Here is a 17535-nt window from a genome sequence, read left to right on the forward strand (position 1 = left end):
GCCGAACGGTCAGGATTGTGCGGACCCCCGCGCCTGTGGCACGATCGTTCGCGATTCGTCAGCTTGAGATCGGCAGCGCCTTTGCCCCGCCGCGTCGCTGCCAGGAGATTGCCTTGAGCCATCCGCCGTATCCGCGTGCATCCGATAGTGCCCAGTTACGCGCCGACGTCGTCGTCGACGCGGCGGCGTTGCTCGCATCGCTGCCTGCACGCATCTGCGCTATTCCGGTGGCGAGCGCCACGCGTCATCCCGAGCATCTCGCGCTGATCGAAGACACACGGCGCCTGACCTATGCGCAGCTCGCCGCCGCCATCGACGTGGCCGCCGCGACGCTACGCGAGCTCGGCGTGCGCGGCGGCGATCGTGTGATGATCGTCGCGGAAAACTGCGTCGCGCAGATCGTGCTGTTATTTGCCACCGCGCAACTCGACGCATGGGCGCTGCTCTGCAACGCGCGCCTCGCGACGACTGAACTCGATGCGATCAGCAAACACGCACGGCCGCGCATGACCGTCTTCACGACCGAAGCGTCGGCGCACGCCGCGCAGCATGCGCAGCGCTGCGGCGCGCAGCCCGCACCCCCGAGCGCATACGCGCTTGAGTCCAGAATCGGTGCGTGGTCATATACGGTCGATCCCGACGCACTTACGGAACCGTTCGAAGTCGCAGGCGAATATCAGTGCGCCGCGCTGATCTACACGACCGGCACCACCGGCACGCCAAAGGGCGTGATGCTGTCGCATCGCAATCTGCTTTTCATCGCGGCAATGTCCAGTACGCTGCGTCGCGTCGATCCGGACGACGTCGTCTACACGGTGTTGCCGGTGTCGCACGTATACGGGCTTGCGTCAGTGTGCCTCGCGAGCCTCTATGCGGGTGCAACGTTGCGGCTTGCACCGCGTTTTGCGCCGGAAGCGGTACGTGTCGCGCTTGCCGAAGAACGGGTGTCGATTTTTCAGGGGGTGCCCGCGATGCACGCGAAGGTGCTCGACTATCTGCGTACGCAGCGTCTGCGCTGGTCCGCCCCCCGCTTGCGGTTCGCGTACTCGGGCGGCTCACCGCTCGATGCAACGCTGAAAGCACGCGTCGAAGCCGTTTACGGCGTCGCGCTGCACAACGGCTATGGAATGACCGAAACCAGCCCGACCGTCGCGCATACGCTGCTCGATGCCCCGCGCACAGACTGCTCGGTGGGCCCGCCCATCCCCGGTATCGACGTGCGATTCGTAGCGCCGGATGGCGCCGATGTCGGACGCGGTGATGTCGGCGAGCTCTGGGTGCGCGGCCCCAATGTGATGCTCGGCTACTATCGCGCGGCCGCTCAAACGCGCGCTGCTGTATCTGAAGACGGCTGGCTCAAAACCGGCGACCTGGCGACGCAGGACCCGGATGGTGCAATGCATATCGTCGGGCGCAGCAAGGAATTGATTATCCGTTCAGGGTTCAATGTCTATCCAGCGGAGGTCGAGCAGGTGCTGAACGCACATTCAGATGTCGTGCAGTCCGCGGTGATCGGGCGACCGGCAAGCGATGGCGACGAGGAAGTGGTCGCATTTGTTGAACTGCTCGCCGGCGCGCACGTGTCGCCCGCGCAGCTGGTCGAATGGTGCGGAACGCGGCTTGCTCCGTATAAGCGGCCTGTCGAAGTGAAGGTGCTCGACGCACTGCCCGCTGCTTCGACCGGAAAGATTCTGAAGCACAAGCTGCGTGACCTCGTATAACGCGAGCGACCTTCGCGACGCACGCTCGGATGCGCGCGCTTGCGTTGCCCAGGCCTTGCGGTTTCGATTGCCGGTGCCGGTTGCCACTAGCCGTCACCCACGCGGATGATGCGTCGCATGCAGCGACTTCAACCGCTCACGCGCAACGTGCGTATAAATCTGCGTCGTCGAAATATCGGTATGCCCGAGCAGCAACTGCACGACACGCAAGTCCGCACCGTGGTTCAACAAATGCGTCGCGAACGCATGCCTGAGCGTATGGGGCGACAGCGGCGCATGCACGCCGGCCGCCGTCGCATGACGCTTGATGATGTTCCAGAACTGCTGACGCGTCATGCCCTCCGCGCGCGCGGTCACGAACAGCGCATCAGCCGCGCGCGCACCGAGCAGCGCGGGCCGCGACTCGCGCAGATACCGCTCGATCCAGCCATGCGCCTCCTCGCCGAACGGAATCAGCCGCTCTTTCGCACCCTTGCCGAGCACGCGCACGACGCCTTCATTGAGGCCGACCTCAACGGTCTTCAACGTCACAAGCTCGGTCACGCGCAAGCCGCTGGCGTACATCAGCTCGAGCATCGTACGGTCGCGCAATCCGAGCGGCGTGTCGATATCGGGCGCACCGAGCAATGCTTCGACCTGCGCCTCGGTCAGCGTCGATGGAAAACGCGGCGGCTGCTTCGCCGAACGGATGCGCAGCGTCGGGTCCGCTGCCGCGCGATGTTCGCGCACCGCCCACGCGTAGTAACGCCGAAACACCGACAGGCGACGATTCGCGGACGTCGATTTGTCCTTCGCGCGCACCGCGCTGTACGCGGTCAGATCCACTTCGGCAGCGGTATCGAGCGACGCATTGCGGGTTGCCGCGAGCCATTCGGCAAAGAGGCGCAGATCGCGCCGGTAGGCATCGAGCGTGTTGCGCGACAAACCGTGCTCGAGCCACAGTGCGTCGCAGAACGCGTCGATCGACGCGCCGCTCGACTGTAAAAGCGGCGACCCGATGGATGCGTCGGTCGACTCCGCGGTAATAGCGGGGGTAAAAGCGTCGCTCATGCGTAGCTCACGCCTTCGTGCGCGAGCAGCCAGCGCTTGACCTTCCGGTAATAGCCGTCGTCGCCATGATGCGCGAAGCCGCCGATACCGCCGGAAGCGACTACCCGATGGCACGGAATCACGATCGGATATGCATTTGACCCGCACGCCTGGCCCACTGCGCGCGGCACACTGCCAATTTCCTTCGCCAGTTGGCCGTAGGTCAGCACCATGCCGGGCGGGATTGCGCTGATCGCTTGCCAGACGCGCCGCTGGAACGCGGTGCCAACAACGGCAAGCGGCAGGTCGAAGTTCGCCGACGCGTGCTCGAGATAGCGTTCGATCTGCTCGGCGGCCTCTTTCGCCAGCACCGTGTCGGGCTCGACGCTTTGCACCGAGTCCGGCAAATAGACGATCTCGCGCACCTTGGCCCCTTCGACGCGGACGCCGATCTTGCCGAACGGCGCCTCGATCACTGCATTGAACATGATGAACGTATCCTCCCGATAGCGGCCGGGATGGCAGCCTCGCCGACCCATCTCACGCGCGCCCGGCCGGTTTATCCAGCCATGGCGGCCCACTCTACGCTGCTTCCAGCGCCCATTGCACATGCTCGCGCACCAGCGGCGAAGCGTCGTCGGCGCGCTGGCGCAACGCGTCGACAATCGCCTCCCGCACATGCGGCGCGAGGCTAGCCGGATCGGCGCGCAACGCATTGCCCATCCCGACCGCCAGATTGCGCAACCAGCATTCATAACCGATCCGGCGGATCGCGCTGCCTTGCATCCGCGCATCGAAGTCCGCCGCACTCCAGCCGAACAGGTCGGTCAATGATGCGCGGTCCAATCCGTGACGCACATCGAAGTCCGCGACCGGCGCCGCTTGCGCGAACTTGTTCCACGGACACGCCAGCTGACAATCGTCACACCCGTACACACGATTACCGATAAGCGGCCGCAAATCCTGGGGAATACTGCCCTTCAGTTCGATTGTCAGGTAGGAGATGCAGCGCCGCGCATCGACCTTGTACGGTCCGACGATCGCGCCGGTAGGACAGGCGTCGATGCAACGCGTGCAATGTCCGCAATGCGCGCCCGCGGTCTGCGGCGCGCGCTCAGGCGTACGCTGCGCATCGGTAGGCAGCGGCAAATCGACATAGATCTCGCCAAGAAAAAACAGCGAACCCGCATCGCGCTGCAACAGCAACGTATGCTTGCCGCGCCAGCCGACACCGGCCTTCTGCGCAAGTTCGACCTCGAGCACCGGCGCCGAATCGGTAAACACCCGAAAGCCGTAACCGCCCACCTCGTGCTCGATGCGCTCCGCGAGCTGCTGCAGACGGTTTCGCATCACCTTGTGATAGTCGCGGCCGCGCGCGTAAATCGACACGACGGCCGCGGACGGGTCCGCGAGACGCGCATGTTCGTCGCGGCGCCAGTCCTGCTGTGCGGGGCTATCCGCGACCAGTTTGCCGCGCACGCCATCACCTGGTTCGCGCGCGGCAGCGCTTTCAACGCCGCTTTCACCGCCCTTTCCCGCTTCTGTCGACGCAGGCAAATAGGCCATTCGCGCCGTAATCACGCGTAGCGTGCCGGCCACAAGCTCGGCCGGCCGTGCACGTTTCATCCCATGTTTGGCCATATAATCCATCTCGCCGTGCCAACCCGCGTCGAGCCATGCCGCGAGGCCCGCTTCGGCACTTGCGAGGTCGGTATCGCTAATTCCCACCTCGCCGAAACCAAGCTCGCGTCCCCACGTCCTGATACGCGATGCGAGCGCGGCCAGCGCAGCGTCATCGAAACGATACGGGAGAGTTGGGTGAGCGCGCGGGCCGCCGTTGGAGTCGGGCGTGCCGGAAACGGGATGCTGCTGGCTTCGGTCCATTACGTCATTTTACGAGAATGCCCGATCAACCCGACCACGCGACCCACCCCATTGCCGACGTCCTGCTTGAGCGCACCGTCGTGCTCGCGGACGAAGCTGCCACCACCGCATTCGGCGAACGTTTCGCGCGAGCGCTCGAAGCCGAACGTGAAGCGCAACGCAACGGCCATTACGTGTTCAAGGGTTTGCAGGTGCATCTCATCGGCGACCTCGGCGCCGGCAAGACCACGCTCGTGCGCGCAACCTTGCGCGCGCTCGGTCATGCCGGCCGCGTGCGCAGCCCGACGTACACGCTCGTCGAACCCTATGCGGTGCACCGGCCCGATGGGGAACTCGAGCTCTATCACTTCGATCTTTATCGGTTCAGCGATCCGGCCGAATGGGCCGATGCGGGCTTTCGAGAGTATTTCGACAGTGGTGCGATCTGTCTTGTCGAATGGCCGCAGCGCGCGGGAGCTTTACTGGGTGTGCCGGATCTGATCTTCTCGCTGGAAGTGGACGGCGAGGGGCGCAGGCTGACCGCCCGGGCGTACAGCGAATCAGGAAAAGCATGTCTCGAAAGATGTTGATCAAACCGTTCCGCTCGATTGAATCCGCCGCCACCGCGTCGCACAACTGGCGCCGCCGCCAGATTCTGTACGCCGGTGCATCGACGCTTGTGCTCGGACTCGCGGTGCCGCGGCTCGCCTGGGCCAGCTCGGTGCTAGGCGTGCGCGTATGGCCCGCGCGCGACTACACGCGCGTAACGATCGAATCGGACCAGCCGCTGCAGAACAACCAGCAATTGCTACAAGGTCCCGATCGGCTCGTCGTCGATCTGAACGGCCTCGACCTCGATCAGGCGCTAAGGGACCTCGTATCGAAGATCGCGCCGAACGATCCACAGATTCAATCGGTGCGTGTCGGTCAGTATCAGCCGCATGTGGTGCGGCTCGTGTTCGATCTGAAGGGCGAGGTGAAGCCGCAAGTGTTCACGCTGCCGCCGGTCGGCTCGTACAAATACCGGCTGGTGTTCGATCTGTATCCGGCTGTCGCGCCGGATCCGCTCATGGACCTCCTCGCGCAGACCGAGCGCAAGGAACAGCGTCTGCGGGAACAGAGCGCGCCGCCGAACGCGACGCTCAACGGTCCGTCGTCGCCGCCCGCGACGGCTGACAACAGCGATGCGTTCTTCGAAAAGTACGCGCAGAACGATACGCCTGCGCCGGGCGGGCCATCCGCGACGCCTGGGGCATCCGCAGCCGCCGCGCCGCGCGCTCAGGCGCAGGCGCGCGCGAACCCCGCACCTGCGCCGCGTGCGCCCGCCAAGCCGGCACTGCCGCCTTCCGCGCTCGCGCGCAACGACGACAGCGGCGCCGATAGTGATACGAACGACACTTACACCTTCAGCACGCCGAAAGGCAAAAGCAGCACCGTACGGCTGCTGACGGTCGCCATCGACCCCGGCCATGGCGGCGAAGATCCGGGCGCGATCGGTGGCAGCGGCACCTACGAAAAACACGTCGCGCTCGACATCGCGAAGCGGCTGCGCACGAAGATCGACGCGCAGCCGAACATGCGCTCGATGATGACACGCGATGCGGATTTCTTCGTGCCGCTGAACGTGCGCGTGCAGAAAGCGCGGCGCGTCGGCGCGGACCTGTTCGTGTCGATTCACGCCGACGCGTTCACGACGCCCGAGGCCAGCGGTTCGTCCGTGTTCGCGCTGTCGGAGCACGGCGCGTCGAGCGCGGCCGCGCGCTGGATGGCGAACAAGGAAAACTCGTCGGACATGATCGGCGGCATCAACATCAAATCGACCGATGCGGCGGTAAACCGAGCGCTGTTCGATATGTCGACGACCGCGCAGATTCGCGATTCGATGCGCTACGGCAACTATGTGCTGAGGGAAATCGGCGACATCAACAAACTGCACAAGGGTTCGGTCGAGCAGGCCGGATTTGCCGTGCTGAAGGCGCCGGATATTCCTTCGATCCTCGTCGAGACCGCGTTCATCAGCAACCCTGAAGAAGAGCGGCGTCTGAACGACGACACATACCGCGACCGAATGGCAACCGCGATCATGAACGGGATCAAGCGGTACTTCGCGGCGAACCCGCCGCTCGCGAAAAGCCGGATGACTTGAACGAAACCTGTTCGTCACGAATCCGCTCGCTGCAAACACGGCCACTCGAAGTGGCCGTTTATTTTGCACGCGGCTTCATCTGCGCGCCGCCAGCCCGACGGCGGCGCGCGCGGTTCCCGTCGGTTTGCGCGTGAGGGCAGTAGAATGACCATCCCGCCCTCCCGACGCATCCGCCAACACCATGTCTTCCTCGATCAAAGCAGTTTTGAAACCCCATCTGCGCGATATCGGCAACCTGGTCGTGCGGCGCGTGCTGCCCGCGATGGCCGCGCGTCTGATCGGCCCGTTCATCTTCTTCGATCACATGGGTCCGGCCACCCTCCCCGCTGGTACCGGCATCGACGTGCGGCCGCACCCGCACATCGGCCTCGCGACGGTCACGTATCTGTTCGACGGCGCGATCATGCATCGCGACAGCATCGGTTCAGAGCAGAAGATCGTCCCCGGCGACGTCAACTGGATGACCGCCGGCTCCGGCATCGTTCACTCGGAGCGCACGCCCGACGACGAGCGCATGCGCGGCTCGCGGGTGCACGGCATCCAGACCTGGGTCGCGTTGCCGCTCGCCGATGAAGACTGTGCGCCGTCGTTTGAACATCACCCGGCGTCCACGCTGCCGCAGTTCGAGCGCAACGGCGTCACGCTGCGCGTGATCGCCGGCACCGCGTTCGGTCATACCGCACCGGCCCGCACTTTCTCGGGCACGTTGTACGCGGCCGCGCAATTCACGCCAGGCAGTGCGTTCGCGCTCGAACCGGAGCACGACGAACGCGGCGTCTATCTGGTCGAAGGCGACCTGTCAATCGACGGCACGCCACTCGAGCCCGAGCAAATGGCCGTGCTCGTGCCCGGCGAAACGGTGACGCTCGCCAGCACCCACGGTGCGACGGTCATGCTGCTGGGCGGTGAAAAGCTCGAAGGCGAGCGCTTTATCGAGTGGAATTTCGTGTCGAGTTCGCGCGACAAGATCGAGCACGCGAAACTCGCGTGGACGAATCAGCAAATGGGTCAGGTGCCGGGCGAAACCGAATGGATTCCGCTGCCCGAGCGCAAGCCTCGCTGAGCGCAGATTGCCGCCGGACATGACAAGGCGCTTGCTCGCCCGTTCCGTGTTGAATTGGCGCATCATGCCCTCAATTGACCGTATCAACCGTTTGACGATGAGGATGCGATGGACACCACTCTGGCCACTTTCGAAAAGGACGTGATTGCCGGCTCGACGCTCGCGCCGGTGCTGGTCGACTTCTGGGCGCCGTGGTGCGGACCGTGCAAGAGCCTGAGCCCGATGCTCGAACGGCTCGAAGCCGAATACGACGGCAAATGGAAGCTCGTGAAAGTGAACGTCGATGAGAATCAGGAACTCGCCGCGCACTTCCAGGTGCGCAGCATTCCGCACGTCGTCGCATTCGCGGATGGCCGGCCCGTCGATCAGTTCATCGGCGTACTGCCGGAAGGCCAGTTGCGCGAGTTTCTCGACCGGCTTGTGCCGAACGGCGCGGAAGCGGCGCGCGGCGCGGCCGTGGCGGCGCTGGCGGAAGGTCAGCGCGGGCAAGCTTACGATTACCTTAAAGAAGCGCTCGCATTCGACCCGGGCTACGACGACGCGCGAATGGACCTGATCGAACTGCTGCTCGCGGACAGTCGTGTCGACGAAGCGCGCCAGCAGATCGACCTGCTGTCGCCGAAAACCACGCAGGGCATCGACGCGCGCTTCAACGCGATCAAGACCCGGTTCGACGCGCTCGACGCCGCAGCCGACCTGCCGCCTACCGATGCACTCGAAGCCAAAGTGGCGGGGACCCCGGACGATCTCGATGCGCGCTTCGATCTCGCGAGCGCGTTGATTGCGCGGCACAAGTACGACGGCGCGTTGGAACAGCTACTGGAGATCGTCAAGCGCGATCGCGGCTATCGCGAAGACATCGGCCGCAAGACGATGCTGTCGGTGTTCGATCTGGCCGCGCACAACCCGGAACTGGTCGCGAAGTGGCGGCGCAAACTGAGTGCCGCGCTGTATTGATGCGAGCGTAAGAAGTCCGGCAAGGACGATGAAAACGCAGCGCAACGCAAACGTCCAGCGCTGCCTTTCTTTTCAAGCCTCTATTCGCGTTGCATCACGCTTCACCGCGCGCGGCAACGCCGCACACGCTACGTCACGTCGCGGCCCGCTGCGCGAGCGCCCGCAGCACATGCGCAACCGCCGCCAGACCAAAGCTCGCCGTCACGCACACGCTGGAGCCGAACCCCGCGCAATTCAGGCCCACCGGCCCCGCATGTCCCGGCGACGTCGCGACATGTTCCGCTTCTTCGTCGATATCGCACACGGCCGCATCGGGGTAGATCAGCGGCTCGTCCGAATACACCGCGTTCACCTTGAACTTCGCCTTCGGTCCGCGTGGGAAACCATGATGCTTGCGCAATTGCGCACGGACCTTCGACAGCAGCGGATCCTGAATGGTCTGCGCGAGGTCGTCGATGCGAATGCGCGTCGGGTCGAGTTGCCCGCCCGCGCCGCCGACGGTAATCAATGGCTGCCCGTGCTCGACACACCATGCGATCAGCGCGGTCTTCGTCCGCACGCTGTCGATCGCGTCGATCACGTAGTCGAAGCCGCCTGCAAGCAGCGTGTCGAAATTGCCCGGTTCGATAAAGTCTTCGACCACGCGCACGTCGCACTGCGAATCGATCAATGCGATCCGTTCGGCCATCGCATCGACCTTCGGTTTCCCGTAGTTGCCGTCGTGCGCGTGGATCTGCCGGTTCGTGTTGCTCTCGGCGACGTTGTCGAGGTCGATCAGCGTCAGCGTGCCGATCGCGCTGCGCGCGAGCGCTTCGACCGCCCACGATCCGACGCCGCCGATGCCGATGACCGCGACATGCGCGCGCTCGAATGCGGCAAGTCCCGCCGCGCCGTAAAGCCGCGCCACCCCGCCAAAGCGCCGCGCGCGATCGGCTTCAATCCCGGTGTGGCTGGTAGTAACATCGATAGGCGTGGCGACGTGTGAGGCTGACATGATCGGCTTGATAGTGTGCAAACAGCCGTGGCCGGCTGGCGAAACCTCCATTTTGCCTGATCGCACAGCCGCCGATTCAGTCGTCATTCCGGCCATGCCTTCGGTCGGGCGAGCGCCGGCGGCGCATTCTCCCGCCACAGTAAACAGTGTTATCGACGTGGTTGGCTACAAGGAAATGCGTCCTTCGCTATACTGGCCCTACTGTAGCGCTTGCATAACAACATGAGCTCACTCGCAGAACTTCGAAAAAACTATTCGCGCGGTTCGCTAGACGAGGCCGACCTGGATCGCGATCCAATCCTTCAGTTCGAAAAGTGGTTTGCTCAGGCTATCGAAGCCCAGCTACCGGAACCCAACGCGATGACGCTCGCGACCGTCGATGCACACGGTCATCCTGCCGCGCGTATTGTTCTGATCAAAGGCGTCGACCCTCGCGGGTTCGTGTTCTTCACTAACTACGAAAGCCGCAAAGGCCGCGAGATCGAGAACAATCCGCGCGCGAGCCTGCTGTTTCACTGGATCGAACTCGAGCGCCAGGTGCGCATCGAGGGCACCGTCGAAAAGACCAGCGCTGCGGAAAGCGATGCGTACTATGCGTCACGGCCGCTTGAATCGCGCATCGGCGCATGGGCGTCCGAGCAGAGTCAAGTCATCGAAAGCCGTGCGGCACTCGAAGCGCGCGAGCGTGAAATCCGCGCGCAATACGGCGACCATCCGCCGCGTCCGCCGCACTGGGGCGGCTACCGCGTGGTCCCCGATACGATTGAATTCTGGCAAGGCCGGCCATCCCGGCTGCATGACCGGATGCGCTACACGCGCGACGGCAGCGGCACGTGGCGGATCGCCCGCCTGTCACCCTGATCCAGTTGTACACCGGAAATACCGGCAAGAGGCGCGGCCGCAGTCGGGCCGCATACACTAAACGGATCTGGCCCGCCGCCGCGCAAGTTGTCCGGCACTGTGCAGGCGCACGCCAATTCGACAGGCTTTGCTTTGATTCATTGGATACGGAGAGTTCGAATGTTCTGGGAGAAGAAGCTGGCGCAATGGGTCGACGAAGTGCGGACCAAATCGAATATCCCCGCCCGCCTCGTGCTATGGGACGGTCAGAAACACGACTTCGGTCAGTTCGCCGAGCCGCAGGTCACGCTGAAGGTCAATAGCGCATCGGCGATGCCGCTGCTGCTCGACCCAAGCCTCGACAATCTCGGCGAGGCGTATGTGAAAGGCAAGATCGACATCGAGGGCAAGCTGTCCGATGTGATCGATATTGGCTACTCGCTTGCGCGCAGCACTGTCACGAACACCAGCAAGCTCGCTCGCGTCACGCGCTACTTCAATCACTCGAAGGCATCGGACAAGAAGTCGATCCAGTACCACTACGATGTTTCCAACGAGTTCTACAAGCTGTGGCTCGATGAGAACATGGTCTATTCGTGCGCGTACTTCGAGAACGGCGACGAAGACATCGGCACCGCGCAGTTGAAGAAAATCGATCACATCCTGCGCAAGATCCAGGTGCAGCCTGGCCAGCGGCTGCTCGATATCGGCTGTGGCTGGGGCGCGCTGGTGTTGCGCGCGGCGCAGAAGTTCGGCGCGCAGTGCGTCGGCGTCACGTTGTCGCAGAACCAGTTCGATCTCGCAACCGAGCGAGTGAAAGCGGCAGGCCTCGCGGACAAGATCGAAATTCGTCTGCAGGATTATCGCGACGTCCAGGGCCAATTCGACCGGATCACGAGCGTCGGCATGTTCGAGCACGTCGGGCGCAAGAACCTGCCAGCGTACTTCAAAAAGATCCACGACCTGCTTGTCGAAGACGGCGTCGCGATGAACCACGGCATTACGTCAACCGACGCGGACAGTGGCGAGACGTCGCTTGGCGGCGGCGAATTTATCGACCGCTACGTGTTCCCGGATGGTGAATTGCCGCATATCGGCCTCGTGCTCGACTCGATGCAGCGCGGCGGCATGGAGGCACTCGATATCGAGAGCCTGCGCCGCCACTATGCGCGCACGCTCGATATCTGGGCCGCGAACTTCGAGGCAAAGGCCGAACAGGCGAAGAAGCTCGTCGACGACGAGAAATTCCGCATCTGGCGCGTGTACCTTGCGGGCTGCTCGTATGCGTTCGAGCACGACGATGTCTCGCTGTTCCAGGTGGTCTGCCGCCGCGCGGGCCGTAGCTCGACGACGCTGCCGTGGTCGCGCCGGTATATGTACGACACGCCGCTTTGAGCACACGCGCGCGCGAACGGAGCGTCAGCGTGCGCAGCGGGCTGCGTTGACGCAACGCGCACCGGACGCGTCGCAACTGACGCGATCCGGCGCTTGCATAAACAGAAAAGGAATGGATGGAAGCGCGCCGCGCACGCAACGAAGACGTGTCCGCCGAACAGATCGATATGTTCGGTGAAACGGTGGACGATACGCCCACTGGTGTCGCGCCTTTGCAGCCGTCTTCGTCGCATCACCGCACGCAGCGTGAGGCGAACCACGGCGAGCCGTCCGGCGCTTCGCGGGCCCGCACTACGGGCGCCTCGAGGACGCCGGATCCGATCCGCGAGCCCGCCAACGCATTGTTGTGGGAAGAAGAAACGCCGGCGCAGCCGGACGCCGCAGACGCACGTCGCGAATCTGAATCAAGCGAAGCAGCTTCGACCGAAGCTGCTTCAACCCAACCGGCAAAACGCCGCGCGAAGGGCGTGCTCGCCGCCGAGCCGGATACCGGTCTCATTGACATTGCAAGCACGCTGCCGCCACAGGTGCACCTGGGCACGTCGACATGGTCGTTTCCCGGCTGGCGCGGGATCGTCTACGCAGATGACTACAGCAACAGCAAGCTGTCGCGCGACGGTCTCACCGCGTACGGCGCGCATCCGCTGCTGCGCACGGTTAGCATCGACCGCTCGTTCTATAAACCGCTGACGCTTGCCGAATATCTGCGCTACGCGCAGCAGGTGCCCGAGCACTTTCGTTTTATCGTGAAGGCGCCCGCGCTCGTGACCGACGCGACCGTGCGCGCCGAACGCGGTGAACCGGTCTCGCCGAACCCATGCTTCCTGAACGCGCAGCTTGCCGCCGATGAATTTGTGCGGCCATGTATTGACGGCCTGGGCACCAAAGCGGGCGCGCTCGTATTCCAGTTCTCACCGTTTCCGGACACGCTGCTCGCGCAGCCCGCCGCGTTGATCGAGCGGCTCGCGGCGTTCCTGGCCGCGCTCCCGGCACTGCCCGACGGCAGCTGCTATGCGGTGGAAATCCGTGACGCGTGCCTGCTGACACCGCGCTTTGTCCGGATGCTGAAACTGGCGGGCGTACGCTATTGCATCGGTTTGCATGCACGGATGCCGGACACGCTACGGCAAGCGGCGGCGCTCGCGCTACTCGACGAAGTACCCGCGGGCCCGCTGATCGTACGCTGGAGTCTGCATAGCGGATTCAAGTACGAGCAGGCGAAGGCCAAATACGATCCGTTCGACCAGCTCGTCGATGAAGACCCGGCCACACGCACCGCGCTCGCGGAACTCGCGGCACGCTATGCGATTGCGGGTCAACCGGTGCTGATAGCAGTCAACAACAAGGCGGAAGGATCGGCGCCGCTTAGCTGCGTGGAACTCGCGCGCGAGATTGCAGCCGCCTGCGCGCGACTCTCGCAATAGAAGGCGGCGCGCACACGGGGACGCGGCGCGCCGGCCTGTCGCTCAAACCCGGCTGCTCTTGATCCGGTGCGCGAACTTCTGCCGGAACTTCCCGACCTTCGGCGCCACGACAAACGAGCAGTAGCCCTGGTTCGGATGCTGTGCGAAATAGTTCTGATGATAGGCTTCAGCTGGCCAGTAGTTACCGTCGAGCGGTAACACTTGCGTGACGATCTGGCCGTCGTAGATGCCTTCCGCGGTGATCTGGCGAATCATCTGCAGCGCCGCATCGCGCTGCGCATCGGAGTGCGTGAAGACCACCGACCGGTACTGCGTGCCGACGTCGTTACCCTGCCGGTTCAGCTGCGTCGGATCGTGAATCGCGAAAAAAATCTCGAGAATCTCGCGATAGCTGATTTTCGACGGATCGAACTCGAGCTTCACCACTTCCGCGTGGCCGGTATTGCCGTCACACACCTGTTCGTACGACGGATGATCGACGTGACCACCCGCGTAACCGGATTCCACCGACGTGACGCCATCGACGTCCAGATACACCGCTTCGAGACACCAGAAACATCCGCCGCCGAGCGTGGCGGTTTCGACTGACTGACTCATGCTGCTCGCTCCTTTTCTTCGAGTGCTGGTTTGCGACTGATGCACCAGGCGTTCCACCGCGTGCCACGGTGACCGGTGACCGGTTCGCGCCGCGCGCGGCTTGCTCCCACAACCGTAGGGTCTTGGCGGGACCGCAGCGCGATTCCGCTAAAATTGGGTCAATTCGACGAAAATCTACATGACCTTCGATTCAGCTTTTTCCTCCATTCGCGCGGAAACGATTGCCCACAAGGCGCCGCGGGAGACCCCGAACCCATGAAGCGCGCCGCGCAGCCCAATTTCGACGCCGTCGCGTTTCGCCGCGCATTAGGCGAGTTCGCCACCGGTGTCACCGTCGTCACGACCTGTGCGCCATCGGGCCGACTGATCGGCATCACCGCCAGCTCGTTCAACTCCGTCTCGCTGTCGCCTCCACTCGTGCTGTGGAGTTTGTCGTCGCGCTCCGCGTCGATGCCGGTATTCCGGACGAATAGCCATTATGTCGTCAATGTGCTCGCCGCGTCGCAACTCGATCTGTGCAAACGCTTCGCGACACTAAAGGGCGACCGCTTCGAAGGCGTCGCGCACGCGGCGGGCGATAGCGGGATGCCGGTGCTCGACGGCGCCCTCGCGTGGTTCGAGTGCCATAACCGCAGCCGTTATGAAGAAGGCGACCATGTGATCTTCGTCGGCGAAGTGGAACGCTGCGGCGTGCGCGACGATGCCCGACAGGTCGGGCCGCTCGTGTTTCAGAGTGGCGAATTCCATACGGTCAAGCCGCTGTAGTCGGTAAAAACGTGAAGCCCGGTGCCGATGCGCGCGACGCGGGCGACGCGCATGGAGCACATTCCGGACGGCATTCGGGATGACTTGCGAAATGGCGCGCCGACGTTCAACGCAAACAGTCATTTTGACCGGTTGCGTTAGCCTCTCGCTCCCGGCACCAGACTGACTGGCACGCCTGAATCTTCCTTGAGTGTCTGCAGCACGATATTCGAGCGTATATCCAGCACACCCGGCGCCTTGTACAAGCGCGTCAGCACAAAATCCGAATAATGTTTCAGGTGATGCGCGAGTACGTGCAACAGATAGTGCGTCTCGCCGGTCACGACAAACGCGCCGATTACCTCCGGCCAGTCGCGTACCGCTTCCGCGAAACGCTCGTGCCAGTTTTCCTGTTCGTTGCGCATCGACACCTGCACGAACGCTTCGAGTTCAAACCCCAGCACTTCGCGGTTCAGACACGCGCGATAGCGCTCGATGACACCCTGCTCTTCAAGCAGGCGCAATCGCCTCAGGCAGGCTGACGGCGACAGCGAGATCCGCTCCGCCAGATCGAGATTGCTGATTCGTCCTTCGTGCTGTAGCACCGTCAAGATACGGCAATCGGTGGCGTCGAGCGAGATCGCGTTCATTTTCGGTCTCCCTTTTCCGTCTTGATCAAATTATGTTCCAAACAAGGCGAAAGAACGAGTTTTTTTGCAACCCTATTGCGCGGCAACCGGCCTATTATCGATGTCATGGACACGACAGCGAAAATGCAGCGTCGCAACCGGAAGTTGTGGGATATCACACCGTCCGTCGACGCCGCGACACCGGTGTGGCCGGGCGATACGCCGGTCGGTATCGAACGGGTGTGGCGCATCGAAGCCGGATCGCCGGTCAATGTCGCGCGGCTGACACTTTCGCCGCATACCGGCGCGCATACCGATGCGCCGCTTCACTATGACGCCGAAGGGGCCGCGATCGGCGCCGTTGCGCTGGATGCGTACCTCGGCCGATGCCGTGTGATTCATTGCATCGGCACGACGCCGTTGGTCATGCCGGCGCAGATCGCCGCCGCACTCGAAGACATCCCGCCGCGCGTGCTGCTGCGTACTTACGCGCATGCGCCGGTTAGCGTCTGGGATAGCGCGTTCTGTGCGGTCGCGCCGGCAACGATCGATCTGCTCGCCGCGCACGGTGTGAAGCTGATCGGCATCGATACGCCGTCGCTCGATCCGCAGGACTCTAAAACAATGGACGCGCACCACCGCGTGCACGCGCATCGAATGGCGATTCTCGAAGGCATCGTGCTCGACGACGTCGACGCGGGCGACTACGAGCTGATCGCGCTACCGCTCAAATTCACGACGCTCGACGCCAGCCCGGTGCGCGCCGTGTTGCGCGCGCTGTAGTGCGTATCGTGTCCGCGTCCGCACGACGGACCGCCTGATTGCGCTTAATTGCGCTTGCTTGCGCCTGACTGGAACTGACCGGATGACGACGAATACCCGTGACGAAGCACTGACCCTCGACGCCGCCGACCCGCTTGCGCCTTTGCGCGCGCAGTTCGCGCTGTCGCCCGACACGATCTATCTCGACGGCAACTCGCTCGGCGTGCCGCCCGCCGCGGCCGCGCAGCGCGCACAGGTCGTGATAGCGGCCGAATGGGGCGAAGGCCTGATCCGCAGCTGGAACACGGCTGGCTGGTTCGCACTGGCAAAGCGCCTCGGCAACAAGCTCGCGCCGCTGATCGGCGCCGCGCATAACGAGGTCGTGGTCACCGATACGATTTCGATCAACCTGTTCAAGCTGCTGTCGGCCGCGTTGCGCGCGCAGCAGCAGCGCGATCCGAAACGGCGGGTGATCGTCGCCGAACGCGGTGATTTTCCGAGCGATCTGTACATTGCTCAGGGGCTTGTCGCGCACTCGAACGGCGCCTATGAGCTCCGGCTGATCGACGATCCATCGGAACTGCCAGCCGCACTACAGCCGGACACCGCGGTCGCGATGATCACGCAGGTGAACTATCGCAGCGGCTACATGCACGATATGGCGGCGCTCACGCAGCTGATTCATCAAAAAGGCGCGCTTGCGATATGGGACCTCGCGCATTCGGCGGGCGCGGTGCCGGTCGATCTGAACGGCGTCGGCGCGGACGGCGCGGTCGGTTGCACGTACAAGTACCTGAACGGCGGCCCCGGCGCGCCCGCCTTCGTGTGGGTTCCGCATCGGCACCAGAGCGCGTTCGAGCAGCCGCTGTCGGGCTGGTGGGGACATCGCGCACCGCTCGCGATGAACCCGGTGTACGAACCCGACGACGGCATCGGGCGCTTCCTCTGCGGTACGCAGCCGATCGTGTCGATGGCGCTCGTCGAATGCGGGCTCGACGTGTTCCTGCAAACGGATATGCGCGCGGTCCGCGACAAATCGCTCGGGTTAACCGATCTCTTTATCGAACTCGTCGAAGCGCGCTGCGACGAGTTTCCGCTGCGCGTCATCACGCCGCGCGAGCATGCGCGACGCGGCTCGCAGGTAAGCGTCACGCATCCGAACGGCTACGAGGTGATGCAGGCGTTGATCGCGCGCGGCGTAATCGGCGATTACCGCGAACCGCAAGTGATGCGCTTCGGCTTTACGCCGCTTTATACGCGCTATGTGGACGTGTGGGATGCGGTCGAAACGCTGCGCGATGTATTAGCGAAAGAAACCTGGCGCGCGCCGGAATTCGCGATCCGCGCCACTGTGACCTGACGGGCCGAGGA

Annotated in this window: 17 protein-coding genes; 11 read left to right on the plus strand and 6 right to left on the minus strand. The window is 63.6% G+C overall.

The genetic code is table 11. The features are described from left to right. Positions 1-113 precede the first annotated feature (113 nt). Positions 114-1721 (plus strand): class I adenylate-forming enzyme family protein, encoded by a 1608-nt coding sequence (locus BX592_RS04210; RefSeq protein WP_134190417.1) that lies wholly within the window; start codon positions 114-116, stop codon positions 1719-1721. Positions 1722-1814: 93 nt separating this feature from the next. Here BX592_RS04210 and xerD read toward each other — a convergent pair whose 3' ends face one another. The 3 genes from xerD to queG form a co-directional block, all read right to left on the minus strand. Further along, positions 1815-2771, minus strand: a complete 957-nt coding sequence (gene xerD, locus BX592_RS04215; RefSeq protein WP_134190418.1) for a site-specific tyrosine recombinase XerD — start codon at positions 2769-2771, stop codon at positions 1815-1817. Continuing rightward, positions 2768-3238 carry a methylated-DNA--[protein]-cysteine S-methyltransferase gene (locus tag BX592_RS04220; RefSeq protein WP_134190419.1) on the minus strand — a complete coding sequence of 157 codons (471 nt, stop codon included), beginning with the start codon at positions 3236-3238 and terminating at the stop codon, positions 2768-2770. The genes xerD and BX592_RS04220 overlap by 4 nt, the downstream gene beginning before the upstream one ends. A 94-nt stretch (positions 3239-3332) precedes the next feature. Then, the gene (gene queG / locus BX592_RS04225; protein ID WP_134190420.1) at positions 3333-4634 is read right to left on the minus strand and encodes a tRNA epoxyqueuosine(34) reductase QueG; all 1302 of its coding nucleotides are present in this window, start codon (positions 4632-4634) and stop codon (positions 3333-3335) included. 17 nt (positions 4635-4651) lie between these two features. Between queG and tsaE the strand changes: the two genes are divergently transcribed. The 4 genes from tsaE (at position 4652) to trxA (ending at position 8779) form a co-directional block, all read left to right on the plus strand. Beyond that, positions 4652-5203 carry a tRNA (adenosine(37)-N6)-threonylcarbamoyltransferase complex ATPase subunit type 1 TsaE gene (gene tsaE, locus BX592_RS04230; RefSeq protein WP_134190421.1) on the plus strand — a complete coding sequence of 184 codons (552 nt, stop codon included), beginning with the start codon at positions 4652-4654 and terminating at the stop codon, positions 5201-5203. Next, positions 5185-6759 carry an N-acetylmuramoyl-L-alanine amidase gene (locus BX592_RS04235; protein WP_134190422.1) on the plus strand — a complete coding sequence of 525 codons (1575 nt, stop codon included), beginning with the start codon at positions 5185-5187 and terminating at the stop codon, positions 6757-6759. Before tsaE ends, BX592_RS04235 begins: the two co-directional genes overlap by 19 nt. Before the next feature lie 181 nt (positions 6760-6940). Beyond that, positions 6941-7822 (plus strand): pirin family protein, encoded by an 882-nt coding sequence (locus BX592_RS04240; protein WP_134190423.1) that lies wholly within the window; start codon positions 6941-6943, stop codon positions 7820-7822. Positions 7823-7930: 108 nt separating this feature from the next. Next, a complete protein-coding gene (gene trxA / locus BX592_RS04245) occupies positions 7931-8779 on the plus strand; it encodes a thioredoxin (protein ID WP_134190424.1) in 849 nt (282 codons plus the stop codon). A gap of 133 nt (positions 8780-8912) precedes the next feature. On the opposite strand, the gene BX592_RS04250 is transcribed toward trxA, so the two are convergent. After that, positions 8913-9773 carry a tRNA threonylcarbamoyladenosine dehydratase gene (locus tag BX592_RS04250; protein ID WP_134190425.1) on the minus strand — a complete coding sequence of 287 codons (861 nt, stop codon included), beginning with the start codon at positions 9771-9773 and terminating at the stop codon, positions 8913-8915. Positions 9774-9995: 222 nt separating this feature from the next. Between BX592_RS04250 and pdxH the strand changes: the two genes are divergently transcribed. The 3 genes from pdxH (at position 9996) to BX592_RS04265 (ending at position 13432) form a co-directional block, all read left to right on the plus strand. Next, positions 9996-10634, plus strand: a complete 639-nt coding sequence (gene pdxH / locus BX592_RS04255) for a pyridoxamine 5'-phosphate oxidase (protein WP_134190426.1) — start codon at positions 9996-9998, stop codon at positions 10632-10634. A 159-nt stretch (positions 10635-10793) separates the two neighbouring features. Continuing rightward, the gene (locus BX592_RS04260) at positions 10794-12008 is read left to right on the plus strand and encodes an SAM-dependent methyltransferase (RefSeq protein WP_134190427.1); all 1215 of its coding nucleotides are present in this window, start codon (positions 10794-10796) and stop codon (positions 12006-12008) included. 116 nt (positions 12009-12124) lie between these two features. Beyond that, positions 12125-13432 carry a DUF72 domain-containing protein gene (locus tag BX592_RS04265; RefSeq protein ID WP_243849313.1) on the plus strand — a complete coding sequence of 436 codons (1308 nt, stop codon included), beginning with the start codon at positions 12125-12127 and terminating at the stop codon, positions 13430-13432. Positions 13433-13474: 42 nt separating this feature from the next. Here the strand turns inward: BX592_RS04265 and msrA are convergent, their stop codons facing one another. Continuing rightward, entirely contained in the window at positions 13475-14029 is a 555-nt protein-coding gene (gene msrA, locus BX592_RS04270) for a peptide-methionine (S)-S-oxide reductase MsrA (protein ID WP_134190428.1), read from the minus strand. A gap of 255 nt (positions 14030-14284) precedes the next feature. Here msrA and BX592_RS04275 point away from each other — a divergent pair, with 255 nt between their 5' ends. Further along, positions 14285-14794, plus strand: coding sequence for a flavin reductase family protein (locus BX592_RS04275; protein ID WP_134190429.1), 510 nt, complete (start codon positions 14285-14287; stop codon positions 14792-14794). Positions 14795-14931: 137 nt separating this feature from the next. Here the strand turns inward: BX592_RS04275 and BX592_RS04280 are convergent, their stop codons facing one another. Next, positions 14932-15423, minus strand: a complete 492-nt coding sequence (locus tag BX592_RS04280; protein WP_134190430.1) for an Lrp/AsnC family transcriptional regulator — start codon at positions 15421-15423, stop codon at positions 14932-14934. A 105-nt stretch (positions 15424-15528) separates the two neighbouring features. Between BX592_RS04280 and kynB the strand changes: the two genes are divergently transcribed. Both kynB and kynU read left to right on the plus strand, forming a co-directional pair. Then, entirely contained in the window at positions 15529-16185 is a 657-nt protein-coding gene (gene kynB, locus BX592_RS04285) for an arylformamidase (protein WP_279589172.1), read from the plus strand. Positions 16186-16267: 82 nt separating this feature from the next. Beyond that, the gene (gene kynU / locus BX592_RS04290; protein WP_134190431.1) at positions 16268-17524 is read left to right on the plus strand and encodes a kynureninase; all 1257 of its coding nucleotides are present in this window, start codon (positions 16268-16270) and stop codon (positions 17522-17524) included. The last annotated feature ends 11 nt before the right edge of the window (positions 17525-17535 follow it).

The organism is Paraburkholderia rhizosphaerae, from assembly GCF_004366595.1.
GTDB lineage: Bacteria > Pseudomonadota > Gammaproteobacteria > Burkholderiales > Burkholderiaceae > Paraburkholderia > Paraburkholderia rhizosphaerae.

What these genes read in the sequence shown, in the direction of transcription:
- BX592_RS04220 (WP_134190419.1), bottom strand. Translation starts at nt 3,238, where the DNA reads ATGTTCAATGCAGTGATCGAGGCGCCGTTCGGCAAGATCGGCGTCCGC.
- xerD (WP_134190418.1), bottom strand. Translation starts at nt 2,771, where the DNA reads ATGAGCGACGCTTTTACCCCCGCTATTACCGCGGAGTCGACCGACGCA.
- trxA (WP_134190424.1), top strand. Translation starts at nt 7,931, where the DNA reads ATGGACACCACTCTGGCCACTTTCGAAAAGGACGTGATTGCCGGCTCG.
- kynB (WP_279589172.1), top strand. Translation starts at nt 15,529, where the DNA reads ATGGACACGACAGCGAAAATGCAGCGTCGCAACCGGAAGTTGTGGGAT.
- BX592_RS04235 (WP_134190422.1), top strand. Translation starts at nt 5,185, where the DNA reads ATGTCTCGAAAGATGTTGATCAAACCGTTCCGCTCGATTGAATCCGCC.
- kynU (WP_134190431.1), top strand. Translation starts at nt 16,268, where the DNA reads ATGACGACGAATACCCGTGACGAAGCACTGACCCTCGACGCCGCCGAC.
- tsaE (WP_134190421.1), top strand. Translation starts at nt 4,652, where the DNA reads ATGCCCGATCAACCCGACCACGCGACCCACCCCATTGCCGACGTCCTG.
- queG (WP_134190420.1), bottom strand. Translation starts at nt 4,634, where the DNA reads ATGGACCGAAGCCAGCAGCATCCCGTTTCCGGCACGCCCGACTCCAAC.
- BX592_RS04240 (WP_134190423.1), top strand. Translation starts at nt 6,941, where the DNA reads ATGTCTTCCTCGATCAAAGCAGTTTTGAAACCCCATCTGCGCGATATC.
- BX592_RS04280 (WP_134190430.1), bottom strand. Translation starts at nt 15,423, where the DNA reads ATGAACGCGATCTCGCTCGACGCCACCGATTGCCGTATCTTGACGGTG.
- BX592_RS04275 (WP_134190429.1), top strand. Translation starts at nt 14,285, where the DNA reads ATGAAGCGCGCCGCGCAGCCCAATTTCGACGCCGTCGCGTTTCGCCGC.
- BX592_RS04250 (WP_134190425.1), bottom strand. Translation starts at nt 9,773, where the DNA reads ATGTCAGCCTCACACGTCGCCACGCCTATCGATGTTACTACCAGCCAC.
- BX592_RS04265 (WP_243849313.1), top strand. Translation starts at nt 12,125, where the DNA reads ATGGAAGCGCGCCGCGCACGCAACGAAGACGTGTCCGCCGAACAGATC.
- pdxH (WP_134190426.1), top strand. Translation starts at nt 9,996, where the DNA reads ATGAGCTCACTCGCAGAACTTCGAAAAAACTATTCGCGCGGTTCGCTA.
- BX592_RS04260 (WP_134190427.1), top strand. Translation starts at nt 10,794, where the DNA reads ATGTTCTGGGAGAAGAAGCTGGCGCAATGGGTCGACGAAGTGCGGACC.
- msrA (WP_134190428.1), bottom strand. Translation starts at nt 14,029, where the DNA reads ATGAGTCAGTCAGTCGAAACCGCCACGCTCGGCGGCGGATGTTTCTGG.